Origin of the sequence: Roseobacter sp. EG26 (assembly GCF_049830555.1) — a bacterium.
GTDB lineage: Bacteria > Pseudomonadota > Alphaproteobacteria > Rhodobacterales > Rhodobacteraceae > Roseobacter.
Genome location: NZ_JBNBLH010000005.1, coordinates 131,863 through 150,819, shown reverse-complemented (window position 1 = coordinate 150,819; position 18,957 = coordinate 131,863). Strand labels below are relative to the sequence as shown.

15 protein-coding genes are annotated in these 18,957 nt (G+C 58.2%); 6 read left to right on the top strand and 9 right to left on the bottom strand.

Annotated elements, in window-relative coordinates; translation table 11 throughout:
• Positions 1 to 43: 43 nt before the first annotated feature.
• The 4 genes from ACOTTU_RS12935 to ACOTTU_RS12920 all read right to left on the bottom strand — a co-directional run bounded on the left by ACOTTU_RS12935 (position 44) and on the right by ACOTTU_RS12920 (position 4,394).
• Positions 44 to 1,330 carry an ABC transporter substrate-binding protein gene (locus tag ACOTTU_RS12935; RefSeq protein ID WP_298913646.1) on the bottom strand — a complete coding sequence of 429 codons (1,287 nt, stop codon included), beginning with the start codon at positions 1,328 to 1,330 and terminating at the stop codon, positions 44 to 46.
• Between the two features lie 51 nt (positions 1,331 to 1,381).
• Positions 1,382 to 2,443, bottom strand: a complete 1,062-nt coding sequence (locus tag ACOTTU_RS12930) for an ABC transporter ATP-binding protein (RefSeq protein WP_425658567.1) — start codon at positions 2,441 to 2,443, stop codon at positions 1,382 to 1,384.
• Complete coding sequence (locus ACOTTU_RS12925; protein ID WP_425658565.1) at positions 2,440 to 3,225, bottom strand: DeoR/GlpR family DNA-binding transcription regulator; 786 nt, start codon at positions 3,223 to 3,225, stop codon at positions 2,440 to 2,442. Before ACOTTU_RS12925 ends, ACOTTU_RS12930 begins: the two co-directional genes overlap by 4 nt.
• Before the next feature lie 455 nt (positions 3,226 to 3,680).
• Positions 3,681 to 4,394 carry a phosphodiester glycosidase family protein gene (locus tag ACOTTU_RS12920; protein ID WP_425658564.1) on the bottom strand — a complete coding sequence of 238 codons (714 nt, stop codon included), beginning with the start codon at positions 4,392 to 4,394 and terminating at the stop codon, positions 3,681 to 3,683.
• A 9-nt stretch (positions 4,395 to 4,403) separates the two neighbouring features.
• Between ACOTTU_RS12920 and ACOTTU_RS12915 the strand changes: the two genes are divergently transcribed.
• Positions 4,404 to 4,772 carry a hypothetical protein gene (locus ACOTTU_RS12915; protein WP_425658562.1) on the top strand — a complete coding sequence of 123 codons (369 nt, stop codon included), beginning with the start codon at positions 4,404 to 4,406 and terminating at the stop codon, positions 4,770 to 4,772.
• Between the two features lie 531 nt (positions 4,773 to 5,303).
• Here the strand turns inward: ACOTTU_RS12915 and ACOTTU_RS12910 are convergent.
• Genes ACOTTU_RS12910 through ACOTTU_RS12900 form a run of 3 tightly spaced genes read right to left on the bottom strand, consistent with a single transcriptional unit; the run spans position 5,304 to position 9,060 of the window.
• Complete coding sequence (locus ACOTTU_RS12910; protein ID WP_425658560.1) at positions 5,304 to 6,512, bottom strand: hypothetical protein; 1,209 nt, start codon at positions 6,510 to 6,512, stop codon at positions 5,304 to 5,306.
• The gene (locus ACOTTU_RS12905) at positions 6,509 to 7,759 is read right to left on the bottom strand and encodes a hypothetical protein (RefSeq protein ID WP_425658558.1); all 1,251 of its coding nucleotides are present in this window, start codon (positions 7,757 to 7,759) and stop codon (positions 6,509 to 6,511) included. Before ACOTTU_RS12905 ends, ACOTTU_RS12910 begins: the two co-directional genes overlap by 4 nt.
• A 2-nt stretch (positions 7,760 to 7,761) precedes the next feature.
• The gene (locus tag ACOTTU_RS12900; RefSeq protein ID WP_425658556.1) at positions 7,762 to 9,060 is read right to left on the bottom strand and encodes a hypothetical protein; all 1,299 of its coding nucleotides are present in this window, start codon (positions 9,058 to 9,060) and stop codon (positions 7,762 to 7,764) included.
• 176 nt (positions 9,061 to 9,236) lie between these two features.
• Here ACOTTU_RS12900 and ACOTTU_RS12895 point away from each other — a divergent pair, with 176 nt between their 5' ends.
• The 5 genes from ACOTTU_RS12895 (at position 9,237) to ACOTTU_RS12875 (ending at position 17,083) form a co-directional block, all read left to right on the top strand.
• Positions 9,237 to 9,815 (top strand): hypothetical protein, encoded by a 579-nt coding sequence (locus ACOTTU_RS12895; RefSeq protein WP_425658555.1) that lies wholly within the window; start codon positions 9,237 to 9,239, stop codon positions 9,813 to 9,815.
• 20 nt (positions 9,816 to 9,835) lie between these two features.
• Positions 9,836 to 11,068 carry a hypothetical protein gene (locus ACOTTU_RS12890; protein WP_425658553.1) on the top strand — a complete coding sequence of 411 codons (1,233 nt, stop codon included), beginning with the start codon at positions 9,836 to 9,838 and terminating at the stop codon, positions 11,066 to 11,068.
• An 11-nt stretch (positions 11,069 to 11,079) separates the two neighbouring features.
• Complete coding sequence (locus ACOTTU_RS12885) at positions 11,080 to 12,522, top strand: hypothetical protein (RefSeq protein WP_425658551.1); 1,443 nt, start codon at positions 11,080 to 11,082, stop codon at positions 12,520 to 12,522.
• A gap of 282 nt (positions 12,523 to 12,804) precedes the next feature.
• Positions 12,805 to 13,932, top strand: a complete 1,128-nt coding sequence (locus tag ACOTTU_RS12880; protein ID WP_298913674.1) for an efflux RND transporter periplasmic adaptor subunit — start codon at positions 12,805 to 12,807, stop codon at positions 13,930 to 13,932.
• A gap of 1 nt (position 13,933) precedes the next feature.
• Positions 13,934 to 17,083, top strand: coding sequence for an efflux RND transporter permease subunit (locus tag ACOTTU_RS12875; protein ID WP_298913676.1), 3,150 nt, complete (start codon positions 13,934 to 13,936; stop codon positions 17,081 to 17,083).
• 52 nt (positions 17,084 to 17,135) lie between these two features.
• Here the strand turns inward: ACOTTU_RS12875 and ACOTTU_RS12870 are convergent, their stop codons facing one another.
• Complete coding sequence (locus tag ACOTTU_RS12870; protein WP_298913678.1) at positions 17,136 to 17,492, bottom strand: hypothetical protein; 357 nt, start codon at positions 17,490 to 17,492, stop codon at positions 17,136 to 17,138.
• 118 nt (positions 17,493 to 17,610) lie between these two features.
• Complete coding sequence (locus ACOTTU_RS12865) at positions 17,611 to 18,705, bottom strand: porin (RefSeq protein WP_425658548.1); 1,095 nt, start codon at positions 18,703 to 18,705, stop codon at positions 17,611 to 17,613.
• Between the last annotated feature and the right edge of the window lie 252 nt (positions 18,706 to 18,957).

The following is an 18,957-nucleotide window of genomic DNA, read 5'->3' as shown; positions in this document are numbered from 1 at the left end:
CCGCGCATCTATCAAGACGCGCGGGGCCGTCGGCAATCCTTGCCTACTGGTAGTCACCAAGAACGCCGTCGGCGCCTTCCTGGGCCGCCTTAAGGGCTTCGGCAGGCTCTGCATTGCCTGTCACGACGCTCTCGATGGCATCCACAAGATATTGCGTCACCTTTGCGCGCTGGAATGTTGCGAACTCACGCTCGGCATATTGAAGCTGATCGAGTGCCACCAGCGCCTGCGGCAGGCGTTCGGCATAGGCCTTCATCTCCGGGGTTTCCCAGGCATCAGGCCGCGGGGCCACATAGCCCGTTGCAATGCTCCATTTGGCGGCATTTGCAGGCGACGTCATGAATTTGATGAAGTCCAGCGCCGCTGCGCGTTCTTCGTCCGTGGTATCCTGGAAGATGTAGAAGTTGCCGCCGCCGATCGGCGCACCCGGTCCGTCGCCGCCCGGCAGGAAGCCAACACCCCAATCGAAGGTTGCGTTCTCCTCAACAAAGGCGAGGTTGCCGGTCGATGTCCACATGGAGGCTGTCTGACCTTCGAGGAATGCCTTCGGCGTGTCCCCCCAGGAAATACCGCCCGGTGCCATCACTTCCTGCTTCGACAGCTCCAGCAGGAACTCCAGTGACGCCTTGGTCGCGGGTGTATCCATCCGCGCCTCGATGCCCGTGTCAGTGGTCAGCACATCGCCTTTGGACACAACCAGACCGCCAAACAGCCATGCGCCGCCCAGACCCAGGGTCGGAATGCGGGTGCCCCATTGGGTGACATTGCCGTTATCGTCCTTGATGGTCAGCTTCTTGCCCATCTCGATCATCTCGTCCCAGGTCTTGGGCGGTGTCTCTGGGTCCAGCCCAGCGGCGCGAAAGGCGTCCTTGTTGTAATAGTAGACCGGGGTAGAACGCTGAAATGGTATGGCGTAGGTCTTGCCCTCGAATTCGGCGTCTTTCATGAACCCATCGTAAAACCCGTCAATCCATTCCTGGTCTTCGGGCGTGTTCGCGATGTCGGAAATCGCCACGATGACATCTTCCTCCACCAGCGTGAAAAGATCGATGGACAGCAGCACGGCCACCTGCGGCGGTTGCCCCGCATTGGCAGCCGTCAGCGCCTTGGTTGTGGTTTCTTCGTAGTTGCCAGCATAGACCGCCTTCACGCTGTGTTGCGGGTTTTGCGCCGCCCATTCATCTGTCAGCGCCTGAATGGTTTCGACGGCGGGCGCATTCACGCCAACAGGAAAATAGAATTCCAGATCTGCTGCTGAAACACTGGTTGCAGCCAGGCTGAACATGGCCGCCGTGCAGCACGAGCCAGCGAGTTTTGTCATGATTGTCATTGGGTCTCCTCCCCGTTTGAATAAGTGAACGGCTGTTCTTCGCCGTCTGAGTTAACCGCTCGAAAGTCGTTGCCCCGATGCACTGGAAAACAGATGCGCGGCATCGTTGTCCCAACTCACCGTGATATCGTCGCCCACCTGCGGGGCGTCAGCACCATGATGCGCCAGAATGAAACGTGCGCCCGAGGCGCTGACCAGATGCACCAGAAACACGCTGCCTTCATATTCAACGCTGAGGACTTTGCAGGTCGCGCTGAAATCAGCCCCAGCACCGTCCAGTGTCATTGTCTCCGGGCGCACACCCACGAGCAGATCGGCATGATCTGTCTTGACCCGCGCGGCGACCCAGTCGGGCAGAACAACGTCTGCTGCCGCCAGAAGGTTCATCGGGGGCGTCCCGATGAAGCTGGCGGCAAATGTATTCGCAGGCTGGTCGTAGAGTTCCTGCGGCGTCCCGATCTGTGAGGCCTGCCCGTCGCTCATCAGAACAACCGTATCGGACATTGACAGGGCTTCGCTTTGATCATGGGTGACGTAGAGCACGGTGATCCCCAATTGCTTGTTCAGGGATCGGATTTCACTGCGGATTTCGACGCGTAGCTTGGCATCGAGGTTGGACAGGGGTTCATCCATCAGGACCAGCGGACGATCCGACACCAGAACACGCGCCAAGGCCACCCGTTGTTGTTGACCGCCGGACAATTGCGCAGGTTTGCGATCCAGCAGGGGGCTGAGCGCCATCAACTCTGCCACCCGTTTGAGAGAGGCCTGTTGCTTTGCCTTGGGCACCTTGCGCACCTTCAAGCCGTAAATAATGTTCTCGGCGACGCTCATATGGGGAAAAAGCGCATAGTTCTGGAATACCATGCCCAGATTGCGTTCCGCGGCTGCGACACCTGTCACATCCTGATCGCCAATCAGAATGTGGCCGCCGGTTACCGTCTCAAGTCCTGAAATCAACTTCAGGGCGGTGCTCTTGCCGCAACCCGACGGGCCCAGCAAGGTCAGAAACCCACCGGCGTGGATATCGAAATTCACGCCTTTCAGAACATCCGTCGCACCCCAGCTTTTGCGCAGGTCCCGCACCTCCAGTGATACGCCCGGGGCGCTCACGCGAGCACCAGTTCAAGATCGGTCTGACGCAGAAGATCCAGATCTTGAGGGCTGGCTTCGCGATTGGTGATAATGCCCGATATCTGGGAGAAACTCGCGGTACGCATGAAAGCACTCGGCTTGAATTTGCTGCTGTCGGCAATCACAAGCTTTTTCCTGGAATTGGACAGCACTTCTTTCTGGACCTGACTGTAAGCCTCACTGGCGACGCTGATTGACCTGCTTTTCAGATCGATGGCCGAACAACAGATGAAGGCGACGTCAAAGGACAGGGCGCGTAAAGCCTCGATCGCCAGCGTTCCGGCGAAGGAATCGTTGACCGGCTCATAGGATCCGCCGACAAGATAGAAGTCCGCAATCCCGAGCGATTGCAGCTTTTTGGCGATCCCCAGAGAGGTCGTGACATAGGTGCACCCGGGCTGTTTTATCGCATGAACCGCGACTGCGTGCGCCGTGGTACCCGCGTCGAGAAAGACGACCTCACCGCCCTTTAGCAGGTTAATCGCAGCCAGACCGATCCGGCTTTTTTCTTCTGCGCCGACGCGTTTGCGCTGGTCGTTGGGCAAATCTCCCAGAACGCTGGTGCTCTTCATTACACCGCCGTGCGTGCGCACGACCTGACCCGCGCCATCTAGCGCCTGAAGATCCCGACGCATCGTTGCATCTGAGACGTTGAAGTGGCCACAAAGGTCACGCAGGGTCATCGCACCGCGCGATGCCACCAGATCAGCGATCTTTTCGCGCCTCACGGCAGCCAACTCAATAGTGTCTGAAGTCTTCATTCTCTGTGCGCCCAATTGTCAGTCGCCTCATCACGATCAATCACATAACTTCTAGTTCATTCATAAACGCTCACAAACGATCAGGCAAGGTGGAAAATACATACGCCCCGAAGCAACCTCCGTTTTAGTATCCAATTCAGGGCACAGCTCTGCGGGAACGTGCGGAACGCATGGCAAGATATGCGCAGTTTCGCTGTTGTGCCGACGGTTTGCGTGGGCAGCCTCTCAGAAGATCAAAACCTGCTGCATGTTGCTGATCGAAAAGGGGTCCGCCTGACAGTACTGCTATCTCCGCGCCCGGAGCGGCTGAATTGCCATTGACCAGGCCTAAATTGGCGTTTTCTCTAGGAGAGCTTGGTAAAGGGCGTTGGGCATTTAGAGTGCGCTGCCGCGGCATATGAAGCTACGATCACCCCATCAATCCCGTGGCTTGAACCCTGACATTGACAAATAGACTAAACGTCTTTTTCACGGAAACTAGCGTCCGGCAAACTGGCAATGATGTTACCGACATCCCTGTCTTTCTCTTCGCCCAGTCGTTGGCCTTTGGCGACCAACCGCATCTCCTCGGGGCTGGCCCCGGTAACACCCATGAATACGGATCCGCCACCGTCGAGGTTGAGCGTGGAGCCGCTGGCGGGTGTCTCCCCCTTTTGGCGAATTCCGGCCCCGGCCATTGTGATCTGCTGCCACTGCTCCATGGTGACCCCTTCCTGAGGCCGCATTTCAGTCGGTGTGACCGTGTGCATAATGGTATCATCGCCCTGCACAGTGATTGCAGCGCGCGCGTTTCGGTCACCTGCGTGGGTCATGACCCCGACCTGCTTGTTGCGCGGGTTCTCTTCCAGCCCTTCCTCAGTGGCGACCCTGTACTCAAATCTATCGTCATTCTGCGGGCTTGGGATATGCGTCGCGGCGCCATCCAAAGCGAGGAGAGGGCCGCTGCTCAAACCCACCTCGGAACCGACAGTCACCTGACCATAGTAGTCCTGATACTCGGATGGGATTGGCAGGTGATCGGTCCGGGTGCTGGTAGGTCCAACCGGCCTGCCAACGCCCTCCGGTCCGACTTCCTTCAGTTCTTCGTGTTTGAGAAACGCAGCGAAACTTGGATCATTGATTGAGCTGCTTTGCGCGTTTGCCGGATCCCAGCCCTCTTCACTTCTCATGTTTGGCTGATGCGCAAAGAATCCGCCGTTAATAACGGCTGTACCTTCCGGCAAACCAGCAGACAACGAGGCAACCGGCTGGGGCTTTCCCTTGTCCTCGGGCCCTATCACTGCACCCTTCTTGGCGCCGCCAAGTACCCTCATCTGATTATATACCGACGATTGATCGAGGTTGTCTTGAATGGTGCGCAGGGCGGACCCCTCGCCAGCAACGGATTTGGTGCCTTCGGGTTGTTTTTTGATGCGCGTACCGACGATCCCATCCCCCTCGCTTTGAACGCGAACTTGGTTCTGGACAAGGCGACGCCGTATAAGCGCTTGGATCAACTTGATCTGTTCGATCTCTTCGTCAGTGAAGCGTTGCACAACCTGCGTTGATGCCAGAGCTTTAAGCTGAATGTGGCCATCGGCGGCCCGCTGAAGTCTCTGAAGGCGTTCCACATTTGGGCTGGCATTGGCCATCAACTGCAACGCCTTGGTGGCTTCAGAGGGTTGAGCGGAAAAAGTTGCTGCCGCGCTAGCTCCGGGTCTTTGCGTCGCGCGTCGGGAAGTGACGAAGCTCTTCTTTTGCTGGCGCTTGGTTGAGTTTGGCATATGCAACAGCCTTTGACTGACTAGCACCATCCAGTCCGCAGCCAGTGACAGGTAGTGCGCGCGGCAAGCCGACGTTGAACGTAGACAACAAATCCGACCCTGCATTCTGATGGGCTTACCAGCAAGTATGGCATGGATTGGCCTCCAACGATACCTAGGCAGGTTCCATGCGGTCGACGTTGGCGCTGCCACTCGTTGCGTCGCCGAGTTTCAAAGCGACCGTTCGGGCCCGCCAATTCAAGGCTCTTAGGGCGGAAATCTCTGTGGGATGTTGAATTCCGATGGACAGCGCCCCATGAGCCACCGACCCGCGCGCTACTCGTGCCGCAAGCCATCTGCAAAATCGCGTAGCTGTCGGTCGGGTTCGATCTCGGGAGGGAGCTTTTCAAGCTCAATTCTAAATGACACACCACCGCAACTGGGCAGAACGACATTGCTTGTCATGCGCATATTGCCCTGCGACTTGGACAATTCAAATCGCTCGATATGCGGATGCCCGGCAAAGCCACTGGGAACCTCTTCGACGGGCCCCGCAAAAGCGTCGATCAACCAGTCCAGCGACAAGGTGCTGGTCTCCAGTGCACCTTCATCCCGTATCATATGGGCCAGTGCCAGCATCCGCGCAAACTGATCCACGCGCTGCCAATCCTCGTCGATCTCCAGTAAGACCGGGATCAGTTCGGTTGCCCGTTCGGCCCATTTTGCCGGCAAGCGCCCCGGCCCTCCGCGATCCACAACCTCGCTGCCGACCAGTTTTTGCTGTTCGGTCAGAATCTCCAACCCGAAATCGTCGATGATTGCGGCTTGAGCTGCCTCATCATACCGGTAGGTCCCCTTGCGTGGCGTGATCCAGAAGCGCGACAGGCCCGATAGCTCGACACCCTTCGGATGGTCTGAAAAAAAGTCGGCCTCGATTTCCTGTCGGGTCAAATCGGTCAGGCTGAAATACCGATCAGACGGGATTCGCGAAGCTCCCGACACCTGTCGCTTCAGAGCATAATCAATTGACAAAGCCGCTTTCGAAATTCCGGCCGAGCGGGGCATGCCGTAGACAGAAGCTGTGTGGGGATTTTCGCACAGTGCCACCCATCGATCCAGCACAGCCTGTAACTGGGCACCCTGAGACGCGTGGCTCAACGCATCACCGACAGCCATCAAGGCGGCGACGTTTTCGGGGGACGGATCAAGCGAGACCGCCAGTTCCGAAACCACAAGAACGCGCCCTTCTTCTTTGGCGAATTTGTAGGCTGTGGCCTGCAATGCGAGGGCGAGGTCACTTAATCTGAGGGCTATGCGCCCCGGTTCCTTGCGGCCCACCAGCAATATGTCAGAGTGTTGAGTGTCGACGACATAAGCATCCAGATCGGTTAATCCCGATAACCTCAGAATCTTCTCATCGCAGCCCGGGTGGCAGACGCTTGCTTCGGATTGTAGCCCGCCGAGCGACACAACATGAAGGTCTTGTCCAAATACAGGCAGGCCCAAGGCCATGAGGGCGATCCCGCTCATAAAGTATCGTATCATCGCGTCACACTCCCTTTAATATCGGCTGCGAAGTCCGAAAGGTCACCGGGAATTCGGGTCATCCCCGGCGTCGACAACCGAACCCCGCCCAATTCTTGTGCATCGTTGAATTGTTCCTCATGCAGCAGCTTGCCAGCGGATTTGCGTAGTGCTGCGCTGTTCTTGACCTGATAAATGCCGAATTTGGGCGGATTGAGGCCCTGTACGGCGGCCATGGCTCTGAACACGTTCTCTGACGTACGCATCGCAGTCATTATTTGAGCGCTGGCCTGTTCGGTGCTGCCGTATTGGTTCGCCGCCTTGATGGCTGCCGGCCCCTGCCATTCATTGCCACCCCGGTGCACCAGGCGATGCGAGTCGCTTACCTTCTGCTCAGTGATCTCGGGTGTCGTTTCGGTCGCTTTGTGCTTTACCTTCGGATCGCTGAGGGATTGCGGATACACATAGGTTGCGATCCCTTCCGTGTAGATTTGCGGCGACAGATAGGCGAACCGCTCGCCGTCATGGATCACCGTCAAAAGCGCCTTGCCAAAAACGCCTGTCAGAAAGAGCTCTTTTGGTCCTTCCCAAAAGCCAATCAGACCATCACGCAAGCGCCGCAGGGAAAAGATATACCAAAAGCCGCGGGCAGGGGTGGTAACGACCAGCGACTTCAGGCGCGACGCCTCCGGTTGCCCCTGGATTGTCATGAGATGCCGCATTTCGTCCGAGTAACGCCCGTTTTCACCGAAAAGGGCTGCAAAAACCGGATAGCCGAGGCTGGCAGAATGAAAATTAAAGGTTGCGTCAGGGTTTTTTGCCAGGACAGAGCGAATGTCATCGAGGATTTGACGCGCTGTCTTGTCAACGTGCTGGCGTCGTTTCAGCCATATGACATTGGGGGCATAGGTTGCAATCATATCCGATTTCGTATCGCGGAAATGCCCGATCGAGGCCTTGCATCCATCGACAGTTGTTGACCCGCCGCCGCAGATCAGAATCGTGACATTGGGCGCATTTCCGATATTGTCTTTCAGCAAAATGGAGGAGTGTTTGCGGTCGAGCAAAGTGCCCTGCCATTTCAGCTCCGCGACCAATCCGTTGATCCGAAAATCCCACTGCTGGAACAGTGCTGTTATCCGCGATGGGTCGCTGATTTCGCGCGCGACATCATGGAAGGTTCCCCACCCCCCGATCGATGTGTTCGCCCGTGCACTCCCCGAAAGTATGACCAGCGCCACCAGCCCGTATTTCAGGAGGCGGCACATCGTTAGCTCTTTTCCTTCGCGGCCAGCTCGACGGCACGTTTGTGCAGCCTCTTGCTGGCTTGTGACATCAGCTCATCATAAAGCGGTTCATCGACGAGCAGCTTGCTCACTACGCCCTGTTCGAGTGCCGCCAGCAGGACAAGCGCGCGATCACGTCCCGCACCAATTGCAACAACCCCATGCGATACGCCCCCATGGGCGTTTTCGGTACCGGCCCTGCGGGTAATTTCGCGCATATCCTCAACCCGAATTCCGGTCCAGAGGTCGCGGTACTCTTCGGCCCGTTTCCGATCGTCTTCCGACAGATCGGATTTGATCAGCAGCGCGCCTGCAAAATCGCCGACGTAAAATCTTCGGATGTCTGCTTCCCCAACCGGGTCCTCCGATCCTTCGGAATTGATGGCCGACAGAAAATCGTCAAGGTTCTTGCCATATGGATCCTCAAATCGGCCAAGACCTGTGATGAAAGTGCCAAAAACGCTTGCTGCCGTTGTCGGATCGCGATCCGTATATCCTCCCAGGGTCGCGACGTAGTGTTTGGAGCCCTCGAGGGACAACCGCACGAACTTGGCCCGCTCGGTCTCGCCGCTGGCACCTGGATAGGGGGTGTTGCGATAGGCCCGCTGAATGAACGCAGGGACCGCGAAGGACCGGAAGTTGGAAACATCGTTGACCGTTCCCAGCTGAATATTGGCGATGCCGCAGATCGCACCTGCAGAAAACGCGTTTCGTCCGGATGTGATGGTCGGTGCCGCCGCGACAAAGCGCGTCATCCCGTCGGCGTTCTCAATCGCCTTGACGAATGTTTCGCAGGAGAAATACACGACTGCACCCCAGCTCAGTCCGAATACACGTTCGTCCTGCATTGAGTGGCCAAGAAATTCTCCGGCGCGCTGACTGAATTCCTTTGTGTATTTGTAGTGCTGATCCTTGTCGAATTCTACGAACGCTCTCTTGTCAGGTCTGTTGGCATGGACGATTTCCACGCTGCGCAAGTAGCAATTCGCGTCAACACCGTCTGCATGAAAGGCGGCTTGATACTGGCGCAGCTGGCTGACGGCATCCGAATTGTGCAGCAATGAGTGGATCATCTCTTCAAGTTCGGGTGACTTCTTGATGTTGAAGACGCGCTCTTCTCGGTAGACGTTCAGCTCCTTGGCCTTGGACAGCAACCGGCTGGCCTTGGATTGGGAAATCCCCATCAAATCGGCAATTTCAACCTGCGTCTTGCCCCGTTCGGAAAACAGGTAAGCCGCCATCATGTGGTCAATTGTTGGTTTTTCGTCCGCGTCAGCTGTCATGATTCCACCGTGGTTTATGTGATCATCAGCTTAGGGTGGAACGACTGGCAATGCAATACAATTCACTATCTGTAAAGAATATTCACAATTATAATTATAAATGAATATTCATGCTATAGTTGACATACTCTTGCAATATTCTGCATTCTGGGCGCACCTTACAGAGGATCGCACCCATGATACTTCGCACAGTTCTTCCCCTTCTGACCCTGACGTCGGCAAGCTTGGCCAGTGCTCAGGTTTCATACTTGCTGGACGCTGCTTCAGGGCATGTCCCGCCGTTCAGCCTCTTTAGCGCGAATGGTGTTGACGCGCGGACGAAGGTAACACCTCAAGGATATCTCCTCGAAGCAAAATTCAACACTGGCGATTGGGTCTCGCTGCGTACCCGGGCCGTTGACCATGTCGCCTTTGCCGCAATGAACAGCGTCGAACTGACGCTTGATCTTCGGGGCCACAGCAGGTTCAGCCCGCGTTTCACAATGACAGACAGGGCGAACGGCAAGGAGGAGTTCTGGTGGGTCGACTTCCCAGACATCGCGCCGGGCACCTACACGCTTTGCGCAAATCTCGACACGGCTAAAATCAGCTTTGGCGTTGGCTCGCTTCAGAATGACCACCGGCTCGATCGCACAGCCATCCATGCTGTAGAGGTCAATTTTACACGCCCGAGCGACATGCAAGTGCCGCAGGAACTCACGGTGTTCATGACAATGATCCGACTCCATCCGACCAAAAATTGCATCGAAAACTAGCTATAAGGGGGGCTACACCAATGAAAACTTTCTCAGATATGATCCGGATTTGCCTGCTCGCGGGGGTGGTCAGCGCAGGGGTTACGCAAGCCCAGGCTGCAAGCCAATGCCCAGGCGCACCCGTACAGGCGATTGTGAATGCAAGTGCCGCGTTTTCGGGCCCGATCCAGCAAGACGACGCCCTGGCAGAGGTCGAAAACCTTGTTTATGCGGCGTCGGATGACCTTCGGCTTGTCTATATGTCCCATTCAGGGAATCCAGCCGATACTCCAATTGTGCTCGCAGACGTCTGTCTGCCGCCAGCGACTGACGGCAAGATCTGGTCGGCGACGCCCGAACGCACCCGGGTGCTGCGCGAAGGAGCCATTGGCAAGCTCCTGGAGGCCTATATGGCAACGCCTCCACCGGCGGCGGCTTTCGCGCGGTTGGCCCAAACCGACCTTACACGACTTGGCCGATCTGTACGGCGTGTTCTCGGGACGCCGGCTGACGGCATCGTCATGGTGGCTTCGGTTGGCACCCTGGCATTGCCCACCGCCGAAAAGCTAGCCTCTTGGCGTCTCATTGCATTGGAACCGGAGGCAGAGGCCTGGGCGGGGCAGGCGCCGGACTCGGTCATCCTCCTCCGTGCTATCCCGGCGGACCCAAAACCGCTGGTGCCGAACAGGCTCGGCTGTCTTGTGAGCGAAACCCAAGGCATTGCGCCAAAGGTTGTCGCCATCGGTCTCGACGTCACCGACCCGCTGGACAGTCTGGAGATCTTCGAACAGACGCTCACGGCGGCCTGGGATACTCCCAACACGCTGGTGAGGGTTTACGCGGTCACCCATCAGGGTGCAGAGCCACGCTTCCAGAAATGTCTTGGAGATGCGGACCCACATGGTCTGGCGGAGGCGGCGCTGGCGGCTGTGGTCGCCGAACACCCGGATGGTTCTGACCACACAAGATGGAATCTGGATGGCTCCCCGTTGGTCAGGGCCATGATCGACATGCACAAGCTTTCGGGTCCGCCACAAAAATTGACGCTTGTCAGCGACGGTAGAATGAACGTCTCGGGTTTGATTGCGATTTCTGAAAACGAAAACATGTCACGCGACGAATTTTACCGGCGCTGGCAGGCCAAATACGGCGAAAGCCTGAGCGAGATCGCGGGAATGCCGATCGAATTCGTGTTCATCCCGACCACTGATTTTACCACATTCGACGACCTGCTCATCACTGAGATCGTCGAGACATTCAAAGCCAAACGATAGGGGGAATTCCAATGAAACCGATCTTTCAAAATATGTTTGCATCCATACGCAGATTTTTTGCACCGACACCCGAAGAGCGGATGAGCGCTGTCGTCGCGGCACGTTCGGCGCGGGTGAAAAAGCTGGCCACCGAAGACGGATTGCGCGGCACCACATGCCACGGACCGGTCGAGGCCGCATGTCAGGAAACCACTGCAGAGTTCAACCGGATTGCCGCTGCGAAAATCAAAAGGATCGAAACGCAGGTGGACCAATTCGCGACCGCCAGCAGCGGTGCTGATCCGGTTGGCGCCCAGAAGGCCGTGCAAACACATGACTGTGTGACCACGCGCGAGGTGGCAGCCTTTGCGACATCGAAGCTTGAACTGATCGAGGAAAAAACCACTGCCGACCGCAATGAGCGCGCGCTTCGTGCCAGGTATGGTGGTGTGTCGGTCGGTCTTTCTGGCGCTCTGGCGGATGCTTTGGCAATCGGCGGTGTGGCGACGCTGTTGGTCATGGAATCTGTCGCGGTGGCCTATAGCCTCAAGGATTATGCGGGATCACCAATGGCGGCCTTTTTCTCCGCGCTGATCGCGGGGATATTGCTCACTTTGCCCGTGTATCTCCTGGGGCGTGCCATCCGGCCGCTTTTTGGGCTGAAACACTGGATTGGCCCTACATTGGGTATTGCGGCATCTGTGATCCTGTTCGTCGGTCTGGTAGCACCCATGGTCGTTTCGATCGTGGCCTTGCGCGCCAAAGCAGCGGAGCTTTTCGATCTTGCGGAAGCCATGGACATTGTGGTGCCATTCCTGCTGGGTGAAGGTCTGAAGACGCTGTTCACCGGATCGCTGGCCAATTGGGCGATGGCTGCGGTACTTCTGTTCATTTCCTGCTTGAGCTTCCGCAAAGGTTGGATCGGCGGTGATATTGTCCCCGATGCCAGGAAAACTGCCGTGGCGAAGTTCCGGGCCAGCAAGGCACCGAAAAAGCTTATGGTGCAAACCCAAGGCAGCATCGCGCTGTCGCAAAATGCGGCACTGACAGCGGTGGATTTATGGCGAAAATCCAGCCTGAGCCAAGCTTCAGCGACACTTAAGGCCACGCAAAATGCACTGGCGACTACAGGTAGTCTTCAAGCAGCCCTCGATATTGTGGACGCGGCACCAGATCATTATGCGCGCACCTACACCGAGCGGTTTGCTTATGTCTCTGGACTGTCGGAGATGATCGCGCGGCCCGAATGCGCCAACATTGCCTTGCGCGATCGCCTTGAGGCGTTGAGTGACCGGGCTCTTGCAATGCAGCTTGAGGCAATTTCCAATTGCCAATTCATCAGGGAATGCAGCGCAGAGGCGACCAATCGTATCATCGAGGTCTCGCGTCGCGCCAATCAGCAGATCACGCATCCGGCTGTGCCCGCTCCGAATGTGGCTGTGCAGGCAGAGCTCTTTGTGCCCGCCGTGACCTGAGACGCCTTGCCGCCCGCGAGCGATAGACCCAGCAATCAGCCGCAGGATTCCGCCATGGACCTGCGGCTGAAGCGCATAAAGAAGGGGGCAGGTCGCTCATGCCCGGGCAGGCACAACACGCGCCTTTGATGGGGCGGGCATCGGCGGACCCGCACCAGGCAACAGCAGCCGACCATCTGAGCCATCTTGCGGTGGTGAATGCCCGCGCAGGTTAAGTTTTCCACTGTCATCTCGCCAAACCCGTGTTACCAAAGCACAAACGGATATCACATGGACCGACGTATGAAACATCTTCTCGGATCGCTCGTTTTCGCCAGCGCGCTTGCTTTTGCTTCTCAACTGAGCGCGCAGCAGGGGCCGCCGCCGGTCACGGTTGCCAACCCGGTGGTCAAGAAGATCGTCGAAGATGACGAATTCGTCGGTCGTTTCGAGGCCCGGGCAGATGTGGTGATCCGATCCCGCGTCTCCGGCTATCTGAACGCGGTCGAATTCACCGACGGCAGTCTGGTGGAGGAAGGGCAGTTGCTTTTCACCATTGATCAACGCCAGTTCAGCACCGCTCTTCGACAGGCTCAGTCACAGATTGATATCGCCCAGGCCACCTTTGATTTCGCCGCAGAGCAGCTGGAACGCGCCGAGGCGCTGATCCGCAACGGGAACATCGCGCAAAGCGTGGTTGACGAACGGCGCGAGGTCTACCTTTCAGCACAGGGATCGCTGGAACAGGCGCGTGCAGCGCTGGAACTGGCGCAACTCGATCTGGAATATTCCGAAATTCGCGCGCCCATGGCCGGACGGATTGACCAGGCGTTGGTCGACCCGGGCAACCTCGTCTCTGCCGATCAGACCGAACTGACCTCCATCGTCTCCTCTGATCCGATCTACTTCTACTTTGACATCGATGAACGCTACTTTCTGGCCTATGCACGCGACGCAAGGGCGCGCGGCGCGTCCTTGCAGGAAGGCGGCGGCGGTCTGGAGGTCAAAGTGTCCCTTTCCGACCAGAAGATACCCCCGCAGTCGGGTGTGTTGGACTTCTCCGAGAACCGCATTGATCAGCAAACCGGCACCATGCGGGTGCGCGCCATTCTGGACAACCCCGATGAAATCCTGACGCCGGGCCTTTTCGGACGTGTCAACGTGCCCGGATCATTGCCCTATGACGGCGTGCTGATCCCGGACGCGGCGGTTGTGGCCGATCAGAACCGCCGGTTGGTCATGTCCGTGGATGACGGGGGCAATGTGATCCCGATAGAGATCAGGACCGGGCCGCGTATCGACGGATACCGGGTGGTGCGCGAGGGGCTCGACGGCTCGGAGGTCATCGTGATCGAGGGTGTCGTGAGGGCCCGACCGGGCACCGTTGTGACACCGGAAAAGGTGGAACTGCCCTTGATCGCGGAAAACTGAGATGGGGCGCTTTTTTGTAGGCCGCCCGGTTTTTGCCATCGTCATCTCGATCCTGCTGACCATCGTCGGCATCATTTCCTACACCCAGCTACCGGTTGAACAATACCCCGAGATCGCGCCCCCCTCCATTGTCGTACGGGCGAGCTACCCTGGTGCGGATGCCGAAACTGTCGCGGCCACCGTGGCCACACCGCTTGAGCAGGAAATCAACGGGGTGGAGGATATGCTTTACCTCTCGTCCTATTCCACAGCGGATGGCTCCATGAGCCTTAGCATCACCTTCGAGCTGGGTACCGATCTCGATGCCGCGCAGGTGCTGGTGCAAAACCGCGTCGCCATCGCCGAGCCACGGCTGCCGCAGGAAGTGCGCAGCCTTGGCGTGACCACTACCAAATCGTCACCCGACCTGATGATGGTTGTGCATATGCTGTCGCCCGATGACAGCTTTGACCAGCTCTATGTCTCCAATTACGCGAGATCGCGGGTGCGCGACCAGCTGGTCCGACTGGATGGTGTGGGCGATCTGACGATCTTTGGCGAGCGCGAATTCTCCGCACGGGTCTGGCTCGATCCTGACCGGCTTTCCTCGCTTGGGCTGACGGCGGCGGATGTAGTCAACGCGCTCCGGGAACAGAATGTCCAGGTCTCAGGCGGCTCGCTTGGCGCGCCGCCCAACAACAGCGACAGCGCTTTTCAGATTGCAGTGACCACACAAGGCCGCCTCCAGACACCGCGTGAATTTGGCCAGGTGATCGTCAAGGCTTCTGAGGAGGGGCGCGTGGTGCGTGTGCGCGATGTGGCGCGCGTCGAAATTGCGGCGCGGTCCTACACCAATAACTCCTATCTGAACAACAAACCTGCCGTGGCGCTGGGGGTGTTCCAGCGACCGGGCTCCAACGCGCTGGCGACGGCTGACAGCATCATTCAGACGATGGAAAGGCTCTCCGAGGATTTCCCGGCAGGTCTGGAATACAGCATTGTCTATAACCCGACGGAATTCATCGAATCCTCGGTGAACGAGGTTTACCGCACGCTCTTTGAGGCCATTGTGCTGGTGTTGATCGTGATCGTCGTTTTTCTGCAAAGCTGGCGCACGGCGGTGATCCCGTTGCTGGCCATTCCGGTGTCGCTGATTGGCACCTTCGCGATCATGCTGGCGCTTGGCTATACGCTCAACCTGCTCACGCTTTTCGGCCTGATCCTAGCCATCGGGATCGTGGTGGACGACGCGATTGTCGTTGTCGAGAACGTCGAGCGAAACATCGAGCAGGGCATGTCGCCAAGGCAGGCTTCCGCACGCACAATGGATGAGGTCCAGAGCGCCATTATTGGCACGTCGCTGGTGTTGATCGCTGTATTTGTCCCTTCGACGCTGGTGCCGGGGATCACAGGGCAGTTCTACAAACAATTCGCGGTCACGATCTCGGTCGCCACGGTGATCTCCACGATCAATTCGCTGAGCCTTTCGCCTGCGATGGCCGCGGTGATGCTGCGGTCGAAATCGGAGACACCCAGCCGCAATCCGATTGCATTGATCACTGGCCCGCTGGCGCGCGGGTTTAACCGTGGCTTTGATGCGATGACGGCGGGGTATACCCGCATCGTGGCCTTCCTGATCAGCTCCACCAAAACCATTCTGCTGACGTTTGCAGTATTTGCCGGTCTGCTCGGCGCCACCTGGTGGATCAGCCAGCAGGTGCCCACGGGCTTCATCCCGGAGGCCGATCAGGGGTATGCCATCGTGGTTGTGCAGCTGCCTGACGGGGCGTCGCTGGAGCGCACGGATGAGGTGGTCAAGCAGGCCACAGAGGTGGCGCTGAACACCCCCGGTGTTTCCGATGCGGTGGCTTTTGCCGGATTTTCCGGAGCCACCTTTACCAATGCGTCCAATCAGGGGGTCATCTTCACCACCTTCGACAGTTTTGAGGAACGTGCGGAAACGGGTATGGGCGCGACTGCCATCGTGGGGCAGCTCTTCGGGCGTATGCAGGCGTTGCGCGAGGCCTTCATCATCGTGATTGCGCCGCCCGCCGTCAGCGGCGTGGGCACCGGTGGTGGTTTCAAGATGCAGCTGAAAGAGAACGAAAGCGCGGAGATGTCGCGCGTTCTGAATACGGCTTACGCCTTGATGGGTGCCTCCCAGCAATCGGATAAGGTGCAGGGGCTCTTCACCACCTTTTCCGCCGGATCACCGCAGGTCTTTCTGGAGATCGACAGGGTTCGGGCGCAGATGCTGAACGTGCCCATCGGAGAAATTTTTGAGACACTGGCGATCAATCTCGGGTCTTCCTACGTCAATGACTTCAACGCCTTTGGGCGTCTCTATCAGGTGCGCGCGCAGGCCGATGAACAGTTCCGCCTGGAAGAAGCGGACATAACGGCGCTCAAGGTGCGCTCGGCCACCGGCGCACTGGTGCCGTTGGGCACGCTGGTCTCGATTGTTGATACTGCAGGGCCAGCGCTGGTCCAGCGCTACAACCAGCAGGTTTCCGTGCCATTGCAGGGCGCGCCGGTGCCCGGGGTGTCATCGGGTGATGCCTTGATCGCGATGGAGGAATTGGCCGCGTCATTCATGCCGCAAGGCGTGGATTTCGAGTGGACGGAACTGGCATTGCAGGAACGCAACCAGGGCAATACGACGGCCTATATCTTTGCCTTCTCCATCCTCTTCGCCTTCCTGTTCCTCGCCGCTCTCTATGAAAGCTGGGCCTTGCCCGTCGCGATCATCCTGATTGTGCCGCTGGCGGTCCTGGGCGCGCTGGGCGGTGTGATGTACCGGGCCATGGACAACAATATTCTCACGCAGGTGGGGCTCATTGTGCTTGTGGGGCTTGCGGCCAAGAATGCGATCATGATCGTGGAATTTGCCAAACAGGCGCAGGAGGAACGGGGGCTTGGCCCGGTAGAGGCGGCTCTTGAGGCCAGCCGGTTACGCCTGCGGCCCATCCTGATGACCGCCTTCGCCTTCATCCTCGGGGTGATCCCTCTGATGATCGCCACCGGGCCGGGGGCCGAAATGCGTCAGGCACTGGGGACCGCCGTGTTCTTTGGCATGTCAGGCGTGACCTTCATGGGGCTGTTCTTCACCCCGGTATTCTACGTCGCAATCAGGCGTGTGTTTCCGGGCAAGGTCCAGCCTCAGGAGGTGTGACCGGAGCGGGGAACCGGATCGCACCTTTTGGTCTGGCTGACCGGCCTCGCGGTCACACGCTCTGGCACTGCACTTCGGCGGTCTCGGCGAAGTTTTTCCAGGCGTTCCAGAAACGTTCATTGCCCGGCGCGTCCGATTGCCGGATGTCCTGCAACTGACCGGGATCGCTGAAAAACACAACGCTGCGCTGCTGCTGCTGTTGGCTGAGTGTCCGGTCCGCCACGGCCTGAATGCAGCCACATCGCGCGCGCGATGCGGCCGGACGATTGTGGATCAGGCAGGCGCTTGCAATCGGACCGGCGGCGAAACGCACTGACGTCGCGGGCGGGCTGATGATACGCTCGGGCGCAGTGCCGCCGCAGGCCGCCAGTATCGCAAATGCGCTTGCCGCTGCACACCATTTGACCATCGCTTGCACCCCTTGCCCTGACCCGCACCGCAAAACTATGTAGCACGCCGGGCCGGGTTTCAATCGTTCAGCGCGGCATGCTGCCCCGTAAAGGGGGCAGACAAGCGCTGATCGGGGGTCAGAACTTCCAGCGTGCGCCCACCACCATCACGTCAATATCCTCGACCGCGGTGGCCCCGCCTTCGAATGACAGCGTGCGATAGGTCGCGTAGATTTCCACGTTCTGCTTGTCCAGACGCTGCACGACCCCCAGCCCGACCGAAGAGCTTTCCGATCCGGCGATGGCGAAATCATTGCCCTCGTAAATGTCCAGTGACAGCGCCGTGGATCCGACCGAGAACCAGTTCTGAATGTAGCCGAGCTTGGCATAGATGTAATCGGCGTCACCTTCCTGCTGGCGGCCGGTGGAGATTGCCGCGTTCAGGCCCGAGGGTTCATGCAGCAGGGCAACCGATCCGATGGCCAGTTCCTCATCGCTGTCGATCCAGGAATACCCCAGCCGCGCATCCACTTTGATGTCGCCGTAGTCCTGCGCGTATTTCAGCCCCAGATCGTAGAATTCGCGGTCGTCTCCGCGCCGCAGCACCTCTTCGCCGGCCGAAGCGCTGACCGTGAAGCCATTGAACTCCGGTGTGTCATAACGCACCCGAAACCGGCGCGCGCCGTCAAAGTTGCTGAAAGCATCGCCAACGGTCACAGCTGTTGCGGCCCCTCCCTGTGGGCGAAAGGCGATATTGCCTGCCAGATCGCCAAGCGCGGAATAGGCGATGACGGAGGTGCCGGAGAAATCGGCTTCCGCAAACCCATCCGTGGCCGTGCTACCCTGCCCAAAGGAGAATGTGCCCACCGAAGGCGTCGTATAGACCACTTCGAACTTGCGCAGTTCCGTCCGGCGGTAGTTGAAATCCAGATCGGTGTCATCAATCGTGACCGAGCTTGAGCCGAACAGCCCAAGAGCGGTTTCAAAATGGAACTTCAGCTTTCCGCCATTGGCCAGGCCGCTCTCCCAGATTGCCCCGATCCGCGTGTTGGAATTATCGTTATCGGTGACGAATGTCTCGCTTTGGGTGCCGTCATCGACGCTGAAAATCCCAAAGTTCAATTGCCCGTAAAAGGTGAACGTCGGGTCCTGCGCCAGCGCCGTCTGCGGCAGGGCAAGGATCACACCGCTCATGGCGGGAAGGGCGAGGCGGGAGAGGGGGAGTTGTCTCATCTGAAGACCTTTTTTGTGCTGAGAGGACATGTCCGACGTAAGAACGCAGGCCCGATATGCGACTGCACAAAACCGCACATGCCCTGTCAATTAATGCGCCCAGTGTGACCCTATACGTGTCGTGACACAACCACTGATTGAGGCGTGTCGTTGAGATGTGGAGGTCGGTGAAATGCGGTAGAGTTGAACGATCCCGCAGACCGTTCAAGGTCCCGAAAGCTTGGTCGAGAAAACCAGGACCGGATATGCAAC